Origin of the sequence: Pseudomonas germanica, from assembly GCF_019614655.1 — a bacterium.
In the GTDB taxonomy this organism is placed as follows: domain Bacteria; phylum Pseudomonadota; class Gammaproteobacteria; order Pseudomonadales; family Pseudomonadaceae; genus Aquipseudomonas; species Aquipseudomonas neuropathica.
Window position 1 is genome coordinate 4,335,879 of record NZ_CP071586.1, and the last position, 16,982, is coordinate 4,352,860.

The following is a 16,982-nucleotide window of genomic DNA, read 5'->3' on the forward strand; positions in this document are numbered from 1 at the left end:
GTTATCAAAGTTTGGTCAAAGACAGGCCAGCCCACGTCGCGAGCAGCCCGCCGAATACGCTGAGTGCCGCATAGCCCAGGGCCAGCGGCACTTGCCCGCTTTCCAGCAGGCGCACCGTATCCAGTGAAAAGGATGAAAATGTCGTCAGCCCCCCAAGGAAGCCGACCATCAACCCGGCGCGTACCTCGATCGGCACTTCCGGGCGTATCAAAAACAGGCCGTACAACACGCCAATCAGCAGACAGCCCACGATATTAACGGCCAGCGTCGCGGTATAGAAGTGCCGCGGCCAATTGGCGTTGACCCAATTACCGGTGGCGAAGCGCAACAAGGTGCCGGCAACCCCGCCGGCGGAGACCGCAATGATCAATGGAAACACTATTTTCTCCGCTGCCGAGGGCTTAAACGATCGAGTTGGGCGAGGTGGTTGAGCTTCTCGCCGATCTTCAATTCCAGGCCACGCGGCACCGGTTGGTAGAACGGGATGGGATCAAGCTCTTCCGGGAAATAGTCTTCGCCAGCGGCATAAGCGTCCGGCTCGTCGTGGGCATAGCGGTATTCGTCACCGTAGCCCAATTGTTTCATCAGTTTGGTCGGTGCGTTGCGCAGGTGCAACGGCACTTCCAGCGAACCGTTTTCAGCGGCGGCACGCAGCGCGGTTTTGAAGCCCATGTACACCGCGTTGCTTTTCGGCGCACAGGCCAGATAGGTGATGGCCTGGGCCACGGCCAACTCGCCTTCCGGACTGCCGAGACGCTCCTGCACCTCCCACGCCGCCAAGCACAGGCTGAGGGCGCGCGGGTCGGCGTTGCCGATGTCTTCGCTAGCCATACGCACCACGCGTCGGGCCAAGTACAGCGGATCGCAACCGCCGTCGATCATTCGCGCAAACCAGTACAGTGCACCGTCGGGGTTGGAGCCGCGCACGGACTTGTGCAGCGCCGATATCTGGTCGTAGAACGCCTCGCCGCCCTTGTCGAAACGCCGACGCGTATCGCCGAGCAGGCTCTGCAGCAACTCGGTGCCGATTTCGCTGTTGTCTTCAGCCAGGTCCGAGGCGTTTTCCAGCAGATTGAGCAGACGCCGGCCATCGCCATCGGCGGCGGACAGCAGCATCTGGAAGCCTTCATCGTTGAGCGTCAGGTTGCGCTTGCCCAGCCCACGCTCTTCAGTGAGTGCGCGATGCACCAGTTTGCGCAGCGCCGCTTCGTCGAGGCTTTTCAGCACGTAGACGCGGGCACGCGACAGCAGAGCATTGTTGAGTTCGAAGGAAGGGTTTTCGGTGGTGGCGCCGATGAAGATCAGCGTGCCGTCTTCAACGTACGGCAGAAACGCATCCTGCTGGGATTTGTTGAAACGGTGCACTTCATCGACGAACAGAATCGTGCGCTTGCCGTACTGGCCGGCCTGCTGCTTGGCGATTTCAACAGCCTGACGGATCTCTTTGACCCCGGCGAGCACTGCCGAGACCGTTTCGAAGTGCGCATCGGAGACTTCCGCGAGCAACCGCGCCAAAGTGGTTTTACCCACTCCGGGCGGCCCCCAGAAGATCATCGAATGCAGGGCACCCTGCTCCAGCGCCTCACGCAGAGGCTTGCCGCGAGCGAGCACGTGCTCCTGACCGACGTACTCATCCAGATTGGTCGCACGCAAACGCGCGGCCAGTGGCTGGGCAATCGGTGCACTGCGAAACAGATCCATCACGTAGCGTTGAAACCTCTATTTGATCAGGTCGATCTTTGCCCTTGTGGGAGCGAGCCTGCTCGCGAAAGCGGTGTATCAGCCACTATTAATGCTGGATGAAATATCGCTTTCGCGAGCAGGCTCGCTCCCACAGGGTTTACGTGTTTATTCCTGGATCACGTCGGCACCCTTGGGGATGTCGAACTTGAACTTCGATGCCGATACCGGCTCGTTGGCCTTAACGCCGGTAAACAGGATGTTGGTGCGCTGGCCGACGCTGTCGATCAGTTGCATATCGTTGAGCAGACCGTTGCGGAACGACAGACGCAGGTTATCGAACAGAGTGTCTTTGGTTTTCGGCTTGAGGGTGAAGTCGATCACGCCGCCCGCCTCTTTCGCGCTGATATCAAAACTCTGGCTGATCTTCGACACATCACCGGACAGCAGCAGCGCCGGGGTCTGGGTCAGACGCTCGTCGAGCTTCTTGATGGTCGCCTGTTCCAGATCCGGGTCCCACAGGGTGACTTTCTTGCCGTCGGAAACCATGGTCTGCTCGTTTGGCGCATTGGTGTGCCAGTAGAACAGGCCCGGACGCTGCAGGGTCATGTTGCCGGTGGTTTCCTGCAACTGCGTGCCGCTGCCGTCGAGGGTCAGCTGCGAGAAGTTCGCGCTCAGGGTCTTGGATGTTTCCAGCAATTGGGTCAGACGCGCCACGTCCTTTTGATCGGCGTGGGCCGTGAGAGTGGTCAGCGCCAGTACTGGCAGCAGCATGCGGATAAGACGCATGGGAGTCCTCTTGAATACTCGTTGGGAGAGCGGCGGCACATCATTGTCCCGCCTCTTGCGTTTGCAATCAGTCGCGTACCGGGCCTGGGGCCAGGACTTCACGGGAACCGTTGGTGTTCATCGAGGTGACGACCCCGGCCATTTCCATGGCTTCGATCATCCGTGCAGCGCGGTTGTAGCCGATCTTCAGCTTGCGCTGTACCGCGGAAATCGAGGCGCGACGGCTTTCCAGCACAAACTGTACAGCTTCGTCGTACAGCGCGTCGGCTTCCGGATCATCGCCGTCACCGCCACCGCTGCTGCCTTCAAAACCGCTGCCGGCTTCTTCGACACCGTTGAGGATGTCATCGTTGTATTCCGGAGCGCCGCGCAGTTTCCACGCTTCGACCACACGGTGTACTTCATCGTCGGATACGAACGCACCGTGAACCCGGATCGGCAGGCTGGTGCCCGGCGGCATGTAGAGCATGTCACCGTGACCGAGCAGCTGTTCGGCGCCACCCTGATCGATGATGGTGCGGGAGTCGATCTTGCTCGACACCTGGAACGCCATACGCGTCGGAATGTTGGCCTTGATCAGACCGGTGATCACGTCCACCGATGGCCGCTGGGTGGCGAGGATCAAGTGAATACCGGCAGCACGGGCCTTCTGGGCGATACGGGCGATCAGTTCTTCAACCTTCTTGCCGACGATCATCATCATGTCGGCGAATTCGTCGACCACCACGACGATGGTCGGCAGTTTCTGCAGCAGCGGCGCTTCGTCGTGAATGCTTTCACGCTTGTACAGCGGATCGCTCAACGGTTCGCCGGCATCCTGCGCTTCCTTGACCTTGGCGTTGAAGCCGGACAGGTTGCGCACGCCCATTTTCGCCATCAGCTTGTAGCGGCGCTCCATCTCGGCAACGCTCCAGCGCAAGGCGTTGGCGGCGTCCTTCATGTCGGTAACGACCGGGCACAGCAAGTGCGGAATGCCTTCGTAGATCGACAGTTCCAACATTTTCGGGTCGATCATGATCAGCTTGGCGTCTTCCGGGCCGGACTTGAACAGGATCGACAGGATCATCGCGTTCACACCCACCGACTTACCGGAACCGGTCGTACCGGCCACCAGCAAGTGCGGCATCTTCGCCAGGTCAGTAATGACCGGCTTACCGCCGATGTCGTGACCCAGCGCCAGGGTGACCGGCGATTTGAAATTGTCGTACTCAGGCGTCGACAGCACTTCGGAGAAGCGCACGATCTGCCGGTCTTCGTTGGGAATCTCGATACCGACGGTGGTCTTGCCCGGAATCACCTCGACCACACGTACGCTGGTCACGGCCAGCGAACGCGCGAGGTCTTTGGCGAGGTTGGCGATGCGGCTGACTTTCACGCCGGCGGCAGGCTGAATTTCGTAACGGGTAATCACCGGACCCGGGTGGATCGAATCCACCGTGACCTCGACACCGAACTCCTTGAGCTTGATCTCCAGCAAATGGCCAACCGCCGCCAGGGATTCCGGTGAGTAATTGAGTTGTTTCTTTTCCGCCGGATCAAGAATCGAAATCGGCGGCAAAGTGCCTTCCACGGCGCTGTCGACGAACAACGGCACCTGTTTCTCTTTCTGCACGCGCTTGCTTGGCTCGGGCGCCTTGGCCGGGGCCGGGGCGATAACCGGCGGCACTTGTTTCTCGCGGTCGGACATGTGCTTGCTCAGGGCTTGCTCACGTTCGATCAGGCGTTCTTTGACTTTGGCTTGTTCGCGCTTGTCAGTGACCGTCGGCGCGACCACGTCATGCACGCGATCGTCGACTTCACGCAATTGCGCAACCAACTGCTTGCGCTCGGTACGGGCCGACCACCAGCGATTGAGCGCGCCTTGAAACAGTTCGAACAGATCAAGGGTGATCTTGCCGGTGATATCCATCACCTTGAACCACGACAGATCAGTGAACACCGTCAGACCGAACAGGAACAACGCAATAAACAACAGGGTGCTGCCCTGAATATTCAGTGCATTCTTCGCCAGATTGCCGAGGCTTTCGCCCAGCGCGCCACCAGCTCCCGCCGGCAGGCCCGAGGCCGCGTGAAAGTGCAGATGCGCCAGCGCAGCGCCAGACAGCACCAGAAACACCAGACCGATCAGACGCCAGGAGAACAGCCAGCCGCTCCACTGCCACGGCTCGTGGCGCTGGCGGAAAATCTGGTACGCCTTGATCGCCAGCAGCAACGGGAAGATATAGGCGAAGTAACCCAGCACCATGAACAGGATGTCGGCGCTGTAGGAGCCCGCCGGGCCGCCGAAATTCTGTACGTCATCGATCTTGCTGTTGTGGCTCCAGCCTGGATCGTCCTTGCCGTAGGTCAGCAAAGCCATCATCAGGAACAGGCACAAGGCGCCGATGGCGATCAATGCACCTTCCTTGAGCCGGTAGTGCAACTGTTGGCGCCAGAGCGGGACGACTGTTTTTGGTGCTTCGGTGGATTTCTTCAAAACGCTTCTTTTCCTGCGCCCAAGGCGCGTCCATCTATTGAATGACGATAAAAAACTGCCCAATCCAGGCAGGTAAAAAAGTGAACGAGCGCAACTGAGACTACTTTTAACACTGTGCTGCCGCTTTTATAAATACAGCACACGGCGAACATTCTGTAACAGCCCGGCATTGTACGGGTTTGTGCGTCCGATGCCATGCTTCAAGCCCCAGGATTGAGCATAGTCAAGCACACAGAGGCCGCGACTCAATTTGAGCATGCATTACCTTTTGTGACAAAGGCTTATGAGGTCTATTTGATGAACGTAGCGAAGCATTCACGCCTGATCATCCTTGGCTCCGGCCCGGCCGGTTACAGCGCTGCCGTGTATGCCGCCCGCGCCAACCTCAAACCCGTGGTCATCACCGGCCTGCAGGCCGGTGGCCAGCTCACCACCACCGTCGAGGTCGACAACTGGCCCGGTGACGTCGAAGGCCTCACCGGCCCGGCGCTGATGGAACGTATGCAAAAACACGCCGAACGCTTTGCCACAGAGATCGTTTACGACCACATCCACACCGCCAAGTTGCAGCAGCGCCCGTTCGAGCTTATCGGCGACAGCGGCACTTACACCTGCGACGCACTGATCATTGCCACCGGCGCCTCGGCGCAGTATCTCGGCTTGCCCTCGGAAGAAGCCTTCGCCGGCAAAGGCGTTTCCGCCTGTGCGACCTGTGACGGCTTCTTCTATCGCAATCAGGTGGTCGCCGTAGTCGGCGGCGGCAATACGGCGGTTGAGGAGGCACTTTATCTGTCGAACATCGCCAGGGAGGTGCACCTGATCCATCGTCGCGACAAGCTGCGTTCGGAGAAAATCCTTCAGGACAAACTGTTCGAGAAAGCTGCGAACGGCAACGTGCGCCTGCACTGGAACCAGAATCTCGACGAAGTGCTCGGCGATGCCAGCGGCGTCACCGGCGCGCGACTGCGGGACAGTCATACCGGCGAAACCCGCGAACTGGCGTTGGCCGGCGTATTCATTGCCATTGGTCACAAGCCCAACACCGACCTGTTCCAAGGCCAGTTGCCGATGCGCGACGGCTACTTGCGGGTCAAGGGCGGCAGCGACGGCGACGCCACCGCCACCGAGATTCCCGGGGTATTTGCCGCCGGTGACGTGGCTGACCACGTTTACCGCCAGGCGGTAACATCAGCCGGTGCCGGGTGTATGGCCGCACTGGATGCCGAGAAGTATCTGGACGACATTCCTGTCATTTAACGGCACACTTTATCGCGGGCCAGACGCCCCACCGCCCTCCCCTTCTGTAAGCCTGGATGCCATGCTGACTTGGTTACAACGTAATTCCCTGACTTTTCCGCCACTGGAAAAGGCCATGCGCGACCCCAACGGATTGCTGGCTGCGGGTGGCGATTTGTCGGCCGACCGGCTGATTCAAGCTTATCGCCATGGCTGCTTTCCATGGTTTTCCGAGGGTCAGCCGATTCTCTGGTGGTCGCCGGATCCGCGCACGGTATTGTTTCCCGACGAACTGCATGTCTCGCGCAGCCTCGGCAAACTGCTGCGTCAGGAACGCTATCAAGTGACCTTCGATCAGGATTTCGATGCCGTGATCCGCGCCTGTGCCGCACCACGGGATTACGCCGATGGCACCTGGATCACCGAGGCGATGCAGGACGCCTATGTCGAACTGCATCGTCGCGGCTTCGCGCATTCGGTGGAGGTCTGGGATCAGGGCGAACTGGTCGGTGGCCTGTACGGCCTGGCGATGGGCCAATTGTTTTTTGGTGAATCGATGTTCAGCCGCGCCGACAATGCCTCGAAATTCGGCTTTGCCACCCTTGTGCGGCACCTGAAAGACTCGGGATTCGTGCTGATCGATTGCCAGATGCCGACCGATCATCTGCACAGCCTCGGCGCCAGAGCCATTCCCCGCCAGGAATTCGCCGACTATCTGGCCCGCCATCTGGACCAACCCAATCGTGCCACCTGGGTTTGCTGAGCGACTTTTGCGCGCGTGGCTTACACTTAATTCACCAGCTTATCCCGAGGGTTGATCATGACCGAGTTGGCGCGATTGAAGTTCTATGCCACTCAGCCTCACTCTTGCAGTTATCTGCCCGAGGAGCAGGCCACGACCCTGTTTCTCGATCCGAGTCAGCCCATGGATGTGCATGTCTACGCAGACCTGTCGGAAATGGGCTTTCGTCGCAGCGGCGATCATCTGTACCGGCCGCATTGCCAGAACTGCAATGCGTGCGTACCTGCGCGCATTCCCGTGGCGCAGTTCATGCCCAATCGTCAGCAGAAGCGGATTCTCAAGCGCAATACGGATTTGCAGGTGCGCCCGGCCAAACCGCAATTCAGCGAAGAATATTTCGATCTGTATCAGCGTTACATCGAACAGCGTCACGCAGACGGCGACATGTACCCGCCGAGCCGTGATCAGTTCGCAACGTTTCTGGTCCGCGACTTGCCGTTCTCGCGTTTTTACGAGTTCCGACTCGACGGACGGTTGCTCGCCGTGGCGGTCACCGATTTACTGCCGAACGGTTTGTCAGCGGTGTACACCTTTTACGAACCCGCCGAAGAACGCCGCAGCCTTGGCCGATTTGCCATCCTCTGGCAAATCGCCGAGAGCCAGCGCCTCGGGCTTGAGGCGGTATACCTCGGTTACTGGATCAAGAACTGCAAAAAGATGAACTACAAGACGCAATATCGCCCCATCGAACTGCTGATTAATCAGCGCTGGGTGATCCTCAACTAAACCCAAGCCGTAAACCCCTTGGCGTAAACCCCATTTTTCGGGCACAATGCACGCCGCTTTTGCCTGGCGCAGTTGCACCGGGCCATTCATTGGATACCGAGGGCTTTACTGCATGTCGAAAGAAGACAGCTTCGAAATGGAAGGCACTGTCGTCGACACCCTGCCCAACACCATGTTTCGTGTGGAGTTGGAAAATGGGCACGTCGTAACCGCGCATATTTCCGGCAAGATGCGCAAGAACTACATTCGTATTCTTACCGGTGACAAAGTGCGCGTCGAGCTGACGCCCTATGACTTGAGCAAAGGGCGCATCACTTACCGCGCTCGTTAATCAAGTCAATACAGAACGCCCGGTTTATGCCGGGCGTTTTTGTTTGTCTGCGTTTTGGGGTTTGGGGTTTGGGGTTTGGGGGCATATCCGTTTTTTCGGGTGCGGCCGCTGGCGGTTTCGCTCTTACAGCGAGTCCCTTTTTCAAACGCCAAAAAGGAACCAAAAGGCTTTGCCCCTGGCGTACGGCACTTCGCCTAGGCTCAGCGTTCCCTCGCTACGGTGTCCATCCTGGGGCATCGCCTACGGTTTGCTTCGCTGCACCTCCTCTCGATGTATGCGGCTACGCCGCACGGCGCTACGCGCCTACCCCCGGATGAACACCTCCGCTCGGCCTGCCGATGGGGCAAAAGATCAAAAGCCAAAGCTAGATCAAGAGCCAGATCAAGAGCCCCTCACCCTAACCCTCTCCCGGAGGGAGAGGGGACTGACCGTGGTGTTTGGGGGAGGTATGCCGACATGTGGTACCGCGGTGAACTCAGGTTTTGAAACGCCCGAAAATCGGCCCCCTCTCCCTCGGGAGAGGGCTGGGCGGGCGGCGTTCCGATGAGGGGCAAATCCACCACAAAACCACAGCCGACCGCGCTGTGCTCTTCACCACTCAACAGGATGAGCGTTAGCTCGGCTGCAGCTCTTGATCTGTAAGGCGACGTCGGAAGGCTGAGTGGAGGGATTGATCCGGGTGTGGGAGCGCAGCGACCGTTTGGCGAAGCCAAACACAGCGAGAGGAGGTGCAGCGAAGCAAACCGTAGGCGCTGCCCCCGGATCGATCCCGGAGCGAAGGAACCCCGAGCTTTAGCGAGTGGGCCGCACGTAGGAGCAAGCCTTTTTGGTTACTTTTTCGGCGTCTGGAAAAAGTGACCCGCCGTAAGGGCGGAACCCTAATCAGCCATCACCGCAGCAACGGATATTCACCCAAAAACCCCAGACAACAAAAAGGCGCCCGAAGGCGCCCTCTTGATCCAAGGCCGTCAGGCCATTTCTGCAGTGGTCTCGAAGTCAAACGTCAACTCACCATCCTTGATGTCGATGTGCACCACACCGCCATGCTCGGCCAGCTCGCCAAACAGAATCTCCTCCGCCAACGGACGCTTGATCTTGTCCTGGATCAGACGTGCCATCGGACGCGCACCCATCGCCGAGTCATAACCACCCGCCGCCAGCCAACTACGCGCAGCATCAGTGACCTCAAGCAACACACGCTTGTCTTCCAACTGCGCCTGAAGCTCGGTGAGGAACTTGTCCACCACACTTTTGATGACCTCATGGCTGAGGCGACCAAACTGGATAATGGTGTCCAGACGGTTACGGAACTCCGGCGTAAAGCTCTTCTTGATCACTTCCATCGCATCAGACGAGTGGTCCTGATGGGTGAAACCGATCGAAGCACGCGCCGCCGTTTCGGCACCGGCGTTGGTGGTCATGATCACAATCACGTTGCGGAAGTCCGCCTTGCGCCCGTTGTTGTCGGTCAGCGTACCGTGGTCCATCACCTGCAACAGCAGGTTGAAGACTTCCGGATGTGCCTTCTCGATCTCATCGAGGAGCAATACGCAATGCGGTTGCTTGGTGATCGCTTCGGTCAACAGACCGCCTTGATCAAAGCCGACATAGCCCGGAGGCGCACCGATCAGGCGCGATACGGTGTGACGCTCCATGTACTCGGACATGTCGAAGCGAACCAGCTCGATCCCCAACGCCTTGGCCAATTGCCGCGCAGCCTCGGTTTTACCAACACCGGTCGGGCCTGCGAACAGGAACGAACCGACGGGCTTGTCAGGCGACTTCAGGCCGGCACGCGACAGTTTGATCGCAGTCGACAGCGAATCGATCGCCGCGTCCTGACCAAACACCGTCAGCTTCAGGTCACGCTCGAGGTTACGCAGCAGCTCCTTGTCGGAACTGGTGACGTGCTTCGGCGGAATCCGCGCGATTTTCGCGACGATGTCTTCAACCTGCGGCACCTCGATGCGCTTCACACGTTTTTCGACCGGTTGCAGGCGCTGATAGGCGCCCGCCTCGTCGATCACGTCGATGGCCTTGTCCGGCATATGCCGGTCATTGATGTAGCGCGACGCGAGTTCTGCCGCAGCACGCAATGACTCATCGCTGTATTCGATGTTGTGGTGCTGCTCGAAACGCCCTTTCAGGCCGCGCAGGATACCGATGGTGTCTTCCACCGATGGCTCGACGACATCGACCTTCTGGAAGCGACGCGCCAAGGCACGATCCTTCTCGAAGATGCCGCGGAATTCCTGGAACGTGGTCGAACCGATGCAACGGATGTCGCCAGACGACAGCAACGGTTTGAGCAGGTTCGAGGCATCCATCACGCCACCAGACGCAGCGCCGGCACCGATGATGGTGTGGATCTCATCGATAAACAGGATCGCCTGCGGACGTTTTTTCAGTTCATTGAGCAGCGCCTTGAAGCGCTTCTCGAAATCACCGCGATACTTGGTGCCCGCGAGCAGAGCACCGAGGTCGAGCGAGTAAACAACGCTGTTGGCCAACAGATCCGGCACCTGGTTGTCGACAATACGCTTGGCCAGACCTTCGGCAATCGCGGTTTTACCCACGCCCGCCTCGCCCACCAGCAGCGGATTGTTTTTGCGCCGACGCGCGAGAATCTGCGCGACACGCTCGACTTCCGATTCACGGCCGACCAACGGGTCGATGCGACCCTGGCGCGCGAGCTCGTTGAGGTTGCTGGCATAAGCATCCAGAGGATTGCCTGAAGAAGAAGACTCACCGCCCTCGTCGTCCTGCATATCTTGTTCACCTTCAGAGTGATCGCCATGCCCCGGCACTTTGGAAATGCCGTGTGCGATGTAATTGACGACATCGATGCGCGCAACGCTCTGCTGTTTCAGCAGGAACACTGCCTGACTCTCTTGCTCACTGAAGATGGCAACCAGCACGTTGGCGCCGGTTACTTCGCGTTTGCCCGAGCTCTGTACGTGGAAAACAGCACGTTGCAGTACACGCTGGAAGCCCAGGGTTGGCTGGGTTTCACGATCTTCGTCATGAACGGGGATCAATGGCGTGGTGGAGTCGATGAACTCCTGCAGATCATGCTTGAGTTTGTCGAGGTTTGCGCCGCAGGCACGCAAAACGGTGGCGGCAGCCTCATTGTCCAATAGGGCCAGCAAAAGGTGTTCGACGGTCATGAATTCATGACGTTTCGAACGAGCCTCCTTGAAGGCTAGATTGAGGGTGACTTCGAGCTCGCGGTTTAACATAGCTTCACCTCATACCCAAGTGGTCGGCGATTAACCGTCCTTCTCGATTTCACAGAGTAGCGGATGCTGGCTTTCCCTGGCGTACTGGTTGACCTGCATGGCCTTTGTCTCGGCGATGTCGCGGGTAAACACTCCACATACTGCCCGTCCTTCTGTGTGAACGGCCAGCATGACCTTGGTCGCCAGCTCGCGATTCAGGTTAAAAAACACCTCGAGCACTTCGACGACGAAATCCATCGGTGTGTAGTCATCATTAAACAAAACCACCTTGTACATCGGCGGCGCCTGTAACGCAGGCTTTGCTTCCTGAACAGCAACGCCTGCCGAATCGTCGTCGTGCTCCTGTGGAAGATCCTTTTGGAGAAGCGGGCGATCCTGATTGAATGTTAGTCGAATCTGGCTGATTGCATGCATGGAAAGAAAGGTTCGTCAGTTGTGCAAATACAGTGGTGGGGGCGGTTGTCCACGTTTTCAACTCCGACTGCCCGGTCACCTTGACTATCGGGAAAACGGTGTTACAACCAATAGAGCCCACAGTGGGTAAAAAAGATCCGCGGAGTCAATCCTTTTAACGGATTAGATTGCGGATGAATTGGATGATACTCCAGCGATGGAGTCTGTTGCAGAGGGATTTGAGCATGGCTGTCGGCAAGGTGAAATGGTTCAACAATGCCAAGGGATTCGGCTTTATCAATACCGACGCCCGCGAAGGCCGCGATGAAGACGGAAAAGAGATTGATTTCTTTGCGCACTACTCCGCCATTGAGATGGAGGGGTATAAAACGCTAAAGGCCGGACAACTGGTGAGTTTTGAGATTGTTCAAGGTCCCAAGGGGCTGCATGCCCTAAAAATCACAAACGTCATCATTGAACCATCCAGCCCCGCTGAGAGTGCTGCTTTTGGCGCTGCCGCTGCTGCTGCCGCCGCAACTGCCAAAGCGTGAGCTGACTGATCTTCACCTGAATATCCCAAGCAATAAAAAACCGCCTGACTCAATGAAGAGTCAGGCGGTTTTTATGTGCCCGCGTTTTACATATGCGAAATCAGCGCATCGCCGAAACCCGAAGACGAAACCAATTTGGCTCCGTCCATCAGACGCTCAAAGTCATAGGTCACAGTCTTGGCCGAAATAGCACCGTTGGTGCCCTTGATGATCAGATCCGCCGCTTCGGTCCAGCCCATGTGCCGCAGCATCATTTCTGCCGAGAGAATCAGCGAGCCAGGGTTGACCTGATCCTTGCCAGCATACTTCGGCGCCGTACCGTGGGTCGCTTCGAACATCGCCACGGTGTCGGACAGGTTCGCACCCGGCGCGATACCGATACCGCCCACTTCCGCCGCCAAAGCGTCGGAGAGGTAGTCGCCGTTCAGGTTCAGGGTCGCGATCACATCGTACTCGGCCGGGCGCAGGAGGATCTGCTGAAGCATGGCGTCAGCGATGGCATCTTTGACCACAACATTCTTGCCGGTTTTCGGGTTTTTGAACTGCATCCACGGGCCGCCGTCGAGCAGGGTCGCGCCGAATTCTTCGGCGGCCACTTCGTAGGCCCACTCTTTGAAGGCACCTTCGGTGAACTTCATGATGTTGCCTTTGTGCACGATGGTCAGCGAATCGCGGTCATTGTCGACCACATATTGCAGAGCCTTGCGCGCCAGACGCTTGGTGCCTTCCAGCGAAACCGGCTTGACGCCGATGCCGCAGTTTTCGTCGAAACGGATCTTGGTGACGCCCATTTCTTCTTTAAGGAATTTGATGACCTTGGTGGCTTCCGGCGAACCGGCCTTCCACTCAATGCCCGCATAGATGTCTTCGGAGTTCTCGCGAAAAATGGTCATGTCGACGTCGGCGGGCTTTTTCACCGGGCTTGGTACGCCTTCGAACCAGCGCACCGGGCGCAGGCAGACGTACAGGTCGAGTTGCTGACGCAGGGCCACGTTCAGCGAGCGGATGCCGCCACCGACCGGGGTGGTCAGCGGGCCTTTGATGGAAACCACGTAATCCTTGACGGCATCGAGAGTTTCCTGAGGCAACCAGGTGTCCTGATCGTAAACCTGAGTGGCTTTTTCCCCGGCGTAGACTTCCATCCAGGAAATCTTGCGTTTACCGCCGTATGCCTTTTGAACTGCAGCATCGACAACCTTGATCATCACCGGGCTGATGTCGACACCAATGCCGTCACCTTCGATGAAGGGGATGATCGGGTTATCAGGAACATTGAGAGAATGGTCTGCATTGACGGTGATTTTGTCGCCGACGGCTGGAACCTGAATCTTCTTGTAACCCATGCTGAACTCCATTGTTTGGATTGAACATCTGGCTTGGTCCGAGCGTAACCCAGTTAAATCAACACGCAAACCCTCTGTTCGTGGCGCGCCTACATCTCGTTTCGTACAAGCCTGAAAGCAAAGGGAAAAGCGCCAAACTCAAGCATTCGCGACGACTCTACGCCCGACCCCGCCCTGCGACCTTTAGACCAATGGACGAGAATCGTTGCATATGAACCATCGGCAGATTGCCAGCTACCTATGTATAATGCCGCCCGCTGACCACAGGGTCACGACGGCTGGCCTCTCTAGCACGAGACTTTCCGCCTGATTGGTCGGGTTGTTACCGCAGTCCGACTGCTTGACGCTCTACTGATGCACCCAACATCACCGCGAAGAATCTCGACATTCGGTTCATGGATGACTTTGAACGAACGCGCTTACCCGGCGCCCCTCGAGTTTCTGCGCACGCTTTAGCAAAGAAGAGAGAGTTAATCCGAATATGCCCACCCGCTCGAAGATCATCTATACCTTCACCGACGAAGCTCCAGCCCTCGCCACCTATTCCCTGCTGCCGATCATCGAGGCTTACACCGCCTCGGCCGATATCGCCGTGGAAACCCGCGATATCTCTCTTGCAGCACGTATTCTGGCCAGCTTCCCCGAGCAACTGGGCGACAAAGCCGTAGCCGACCACCTCGCCGAACTGGGCGACCTGGCCGTTACGCCTGAAGCCAACATCATCAAGCTGCCGAACATCAGCGCTTCGGTGCCACAGTTGCAAGCCGCGATCAAAGAGCTGCAAGCTCAGGGTTACAACCTCCCGGACTACCCGGAAACCGTGACCAGCGACGCCGACAAAGATGCCAAGGCACGTTACGACAAGGTCAAGGGCAGCGCCGTGAACCCGGTTCTGCGTGAAGGTAACTCTGACCGTCGCGCTCCGCTGTCGGTGAAGAACTACGCGCGCAAGCACCCGCACAAAATGGGCGCCTGGGCCAAAGACTCCAAATCCCACGTCGCTCACATGAGCACCGGCGATTTCTACGGCAGCGAAAAAGCTGCCCTGATCGACGCCGCTGACGCCGTGAAGATCGAGCTGATCGCCAAAGACGGTACCGCTACCGTTCTGAAAGAAAAAACCACCGTTCAGGCCGGCGAGATCCTCGACTGCGCCGTAATGAGCAAAAACGCCCTGCGCGCGTTCATCGCTGCTGAAATCGAAAGCGCCAAGGCCCAAGGCGTGCTGCTTTCGGTTCACTTGAAAGCAACCATGATGAAGGTCTCCGACCCGATCATGTTCGGCCAGATCGTTGCCGAGTTCTATAAAGACGCCCTGACCAAGCACACTGACGTGCTGGCCGAGATCGGCTTCAACCTGAACAACGGCATCGGCGATCTGTACGCGCGCATCAAGGCCCTGCCGGCCGAGCAGCAAGCTCAGATCGAAGCTGACATGGCCGCGGTCTACGCTGCTCGCCCATCGCTGGCGATGGTCAACTCCGACAAAGGCATCACCAACCTGCACGTGCCGAGCGACGTTATCGTTGACGCCTCGATGCCAGCGATGATCCGTGACTCCGGCAAAATGTGGGGCACTGACGGTCAGCTGCACGACACCAAGGCTGTGATCCCGGATCGTTGCTACGCGACCATCTACCAGGCTGTGATCGAAGATTGCAAAGCCAATGGCGCTTTCGACCCGACCACCATGGGCAGCGTGCCAAACGTTGGCCTGATGGCGAAGAAAGCCGAAGAGTACGGCTCGCACGACAAGACTTTCCAGATCAAGGCTGACGGCGTGGTTCGCGTCACCGACAGCAAGGGCAACCTGCTGATGGAACAGGCTGTTGAAGCCGGCGACATCTTCCGCATGTGCCAGACCAAAGACGCGCCGATCCAGGACTGGGTCAAACTGGCCGTCAACCGCGCTCGCGCGAGCAGCACTCCAGCGATCTTCTGGCTGGACCCGATGCGCGCTCACGATGGCGTAGTGATCGAGAAAGTTCAGGCTTACCTGAAGGATCACGACACTACCGGCCTGGACATCCAGATCATGGCGCCGGTCGACGCCATGAAGTACACCCTGCAGCGCACCCGCGAAGGCAAGGACACCATTTCGGTGACCGGCAACGTACTGCGCGACTACCTGACCGACCTGTTCCCGATCATGGAACTGGGCACCAGCGCCAAGATGCTGTCGATCGTGCCGCTGATGAACGGCGGTGGCCTGTTCGAAACCGGCGCCGGCGGTTCGGCACCGAAGCACGTGCAGCAACTGGTTGAAGAGAACTTCCTGCGCTGGGATTCGCTGGGTGAATTCCTTGCACTGGCAGCGTCCCTTGAGCATTTGGGTGTGAACTACAACAACCCGAAAGCCCTGGTGCTGTCGAAAACCCTGGATCAGGCCACCGGCCAGTTCCTCGACAACAACAAGTCGCCATCGCGCAAAGTCGGCAACATCGACAACCGCGGCAGCCACTTCTATCTGGCGATGTACTGGGCTCAGGCCCTGGCTGCCCAGACTGAAGACGCTGCACTGCAAGCGCAGTTCGCGACTCTGGCCAAGACTCTGACCGAGAACGAAGCAACCATCGTTGCCGAGCTCAACGCCGTTCAGGGCAAGCCAGTCGACATCGGCGGTTACTACCACGCCAATGCCGAGCTGATCAGCAAGGCCATGCGCCCAAGCGCAACCCTCAACGCGGCGATTGCTGCGCTGGTTTAAGGTTGTAGCGCTGTAAACGAACCCCGGCCCTGTGCCGGGGTTTGTGTTTCCGGGCTTTATGACCACCACAAAACCCTGTGGGAGCTGGCTTGCCAGCGATAGCGGTGGATCAGTCACCTTCAATGCTGAATGATAGGCCGCCATCGCTGGCAAGCCAGCTCCCACAGGGATCGGGTTCCAATATTCAGAAACGAGGACACCGTATGGAATGGCTCCCCCACATCACCGTCGCCACCATCGTCGAGGACAACGGCCGCTTCCTGATGGTCGAGGAACACAAGGCCGGGCGTAACGTGCTCAACCAGCCCGCCGGCCATCTCGACCCGGACGAAACCCTGATCGACGCCGCCGTGCGCGAAACCCTCGAAGAAACCGGCTGGGACGTCGAACCTACCGGCGTGATCGGCATTTACCTGTACACCGCACCGAGCAATGGTGTGACCTACCAGCGCGTGTGCTTCAGCGCCAAAGCCGTGCAACACCACCCCGATTACCAACTCGACGACGGCATCGTCGGCGCCAAGTGGCTGACCCGCGACGAATTAATCGCCCAGCGCGATAACTGGCGCAGCGAGCTGATCATCCGTTGCATCGACGATTATCTGGCCGGCCATCACTTCAGCCTCGAACTGATCCGCCCTTCTCTTTAGCCTTGAGGCCGCGAGCCTGCTAGAATCGCGTCCTTTTTCAAGACACTCATTGAATCCCT

Annotated in this window: 14 protein-coding genes; 7 read left to right on the top strand and 7 right to left on the bottom strand. The window is 58.3% G+C overall.

Going from position 1 to position 16,982, the window contains the following annotated elements:
* Nucleotides 1-4 precede the first annotated feature (4 nt).
* The 4 genes from crcB to J0G10_RS19105 form a co-directional block, all read right to left on the bottom strand.
* Nucleotides 5-379 (bottom strand): fluoride efflux transporter CrcB, encoded by a 375-nt coding sequence (gene crcB / locus J0G10_RS19090; RefSeq protein WP_095048067.1) that lies wholly within the window; start codon nucleotides 377-379, stop codon nucleotides 5-7.
* Entirely contained in the window at nucleotides 379-1,701 is a 1,323-nt protein-coding gene (locus J0G10_RS19095; RefSeq protein ID WP_034155144.1) for a replication-associated recombination protein A, read from the bottom strand. The genes crcB and J0G10_RS19095 overlap by 1 nt, the downstream gene beginning before the upstream one ends.
* Before the next feature lie 147 nt (nucleotides 1,702-1,848).
* Complete coding sequence (gene lolA, locus J0G10_RS19100; protein ID WP_220556478.1) at nucleotides 1,849-2,469, bottom strand: outer membrane lipoprotein chaperone LolA; 621 nt, start codon at nucleotides 2,467-2,469, stop codon at nucleotides 1,849-1,851.
* 67 nt (nucleotides 2,470-2,536) lie between these two features.
* Nucleotides 2,537-4,945, bottom strand: a complete 2,409-nt coding sequence (locus J0G10_RS19105; protein ID WP_034155142.1) for a DNA translocase FtsK — start codon at nucleotides 4,943-4,945, stop codon at nucleotides 2,537-2,539.
* A 297-nt stretch (nucleotides 4,946-5,242) separates the two neighbouring features.
* Between J0G10_RS19105 and trxB the strand changes: the two genes are divergently transcribed.
* The 4 genes from trxB (at nucleotide 5,243) to infA (ending at nucleotide 8,040) form a co-directional block, all read left to right on the top strand.
* Nucleotides 5,243-6,202: a thioredoxin-disulfide reductase gene (trxB, locus tag J0G10_RS19110; protein ID WP_095048069.1), complete on the top strand. Its 960-nt coding sequence runs from the start codon at nucleotides 5,243-5,245 to the stop codon at nucleotides 6,200-6,202.
* A 61-nt stretch (nucleotides 6,203-6,263) separates the two neighbouring features.
* Nucleotides 6,264-6,944, top strand: a complete 681-nt coding sequence (gene aat, locus J0G10_RS19115; protein WP_093434297.1) for a leucyl/phenylalanyl-tRNA--protein transferase — start codon at nucleotides 6,264-6,266, stop codon at nucleotides 6,942-6,944.
* A gap of 57 nt (nucleotides 6,945-7,001) precedes the next feature.
* Entirely contained in the window at nucleotides 7,002-7,709 is a 708-nt protein-coding gene (locus J0G10_RS19120) for an arginyltransferase (protein WP_093434294.1), read from the top strand.
* A gap of 112 nt (nucleotides 7,710-7,821) precedes the next feature.
* Complete coding sequence (infA, locus tag J0G10_RS19125; protein ID WP_002553999.1) at nucleotides 7,822-8,040, top strand: translation initiation factor IF-1; 219 nt, start codon at nucleotides 7,822-7,824, stop codon at nucleotides 8,038-8,040.
* A 968-nt stretch (nucleotides 8,041-9,008) separates the two neighbouring features.
* Here infA and clpA read toward each other — a convergent pair.
* Together clpA and clpS are read right to left on the bottom strand one after the other, a co-directional pair.
* On the bottom strand, nucleotides 9,009-11,279 hold the full coding sequence (gene clpA, locus J0G10_RS19130; RefSeq protein ID WP_016987404.1) for an ATP-dependent Clp protease ATP-binding subunit ClpA: 2,271 nt from the start codon (nucleotides 11,277-11,279) through the stop codon (nucleotides 9,009-9,011).
* A 30-nt stretch (nucleotides 11,280-11,309) separates the two neighbouring features.
* On the bottom strand, nucleotides 11,310-11,693 hold the full coding sequence (gene clpS, locus J0G10_RS19135) for an ATP-dependent Clp protease adapter ClpS (protein ID WP_011334948.1): 384 nt from the start codon (nucleotides 11,691-11,693) through the stop codon (nucleotides 11,310-11,312).
* Nucleotides 11,694-11,917: 224 nt separating this feature from the next.
* Between clpS and J0G10_RS30150 the strand changes: the two genes are divergently transcribed.
* Complete coding sequence (locus tag J0G10_RS30150) at nucleotides 11,918-12,223, top strand: cold shock domain-containing protein (protein WP_095124702.1); 306 nt, start codon at nucleotides 11,918-11,920, stop codon at nucleotides 12,221-12,223.
* 86 nt (nucleotides 12,224-12,309) lie between these two features.
* Here J0G10_RS30150 and icd read toward each other — a convergent pair whose 3' ends face one another.
* Nucleotides 12,310-13,566, bottom strand: coding sequence for an NADP-dependent isocitrate dehydrogenase (gene icd, locus J0G10_RS19145; RefSeq protein ID WP_220556479.1), 1,257 nt, complete (start codon nucleotides 13,564-13,566; stop codon nucleotides 12,310-12,312).
* A gap of 481 nt (nucleotides 13,567-14,047) precedes the next feature.
* On the opposite strand from icd, the gene J0G10_RS19150 reads away from it, so the two are divergent.
* Complete coding sequence (locus tag J0G10_RS19150) at nucleotides 14,048-16,273, top strand: NADP-dependent isocitrate dehydrogenase (protein ID WP_220556480.1); 2,226 nt, start codon at nucleotides 14,048-14,050, stop codon at nucleotides 16,271-16,273.
* 203 nt (nucleotides 16,274-16,476) lie between these two features.
* Nucleotides 16,477-16,923, top strand: a complete 447-nt coding sequence (locus J0G10_RS19155) for an NUDIX hydrolase (RefSeq protein ID WP_095048072.1) — start codon at nucleotides 16,477-16,479, stop codon at nucleotides 16,921-16,923.
* Nucleotides 16,924-16,982 lie beyond the last annotated feature (59 nt).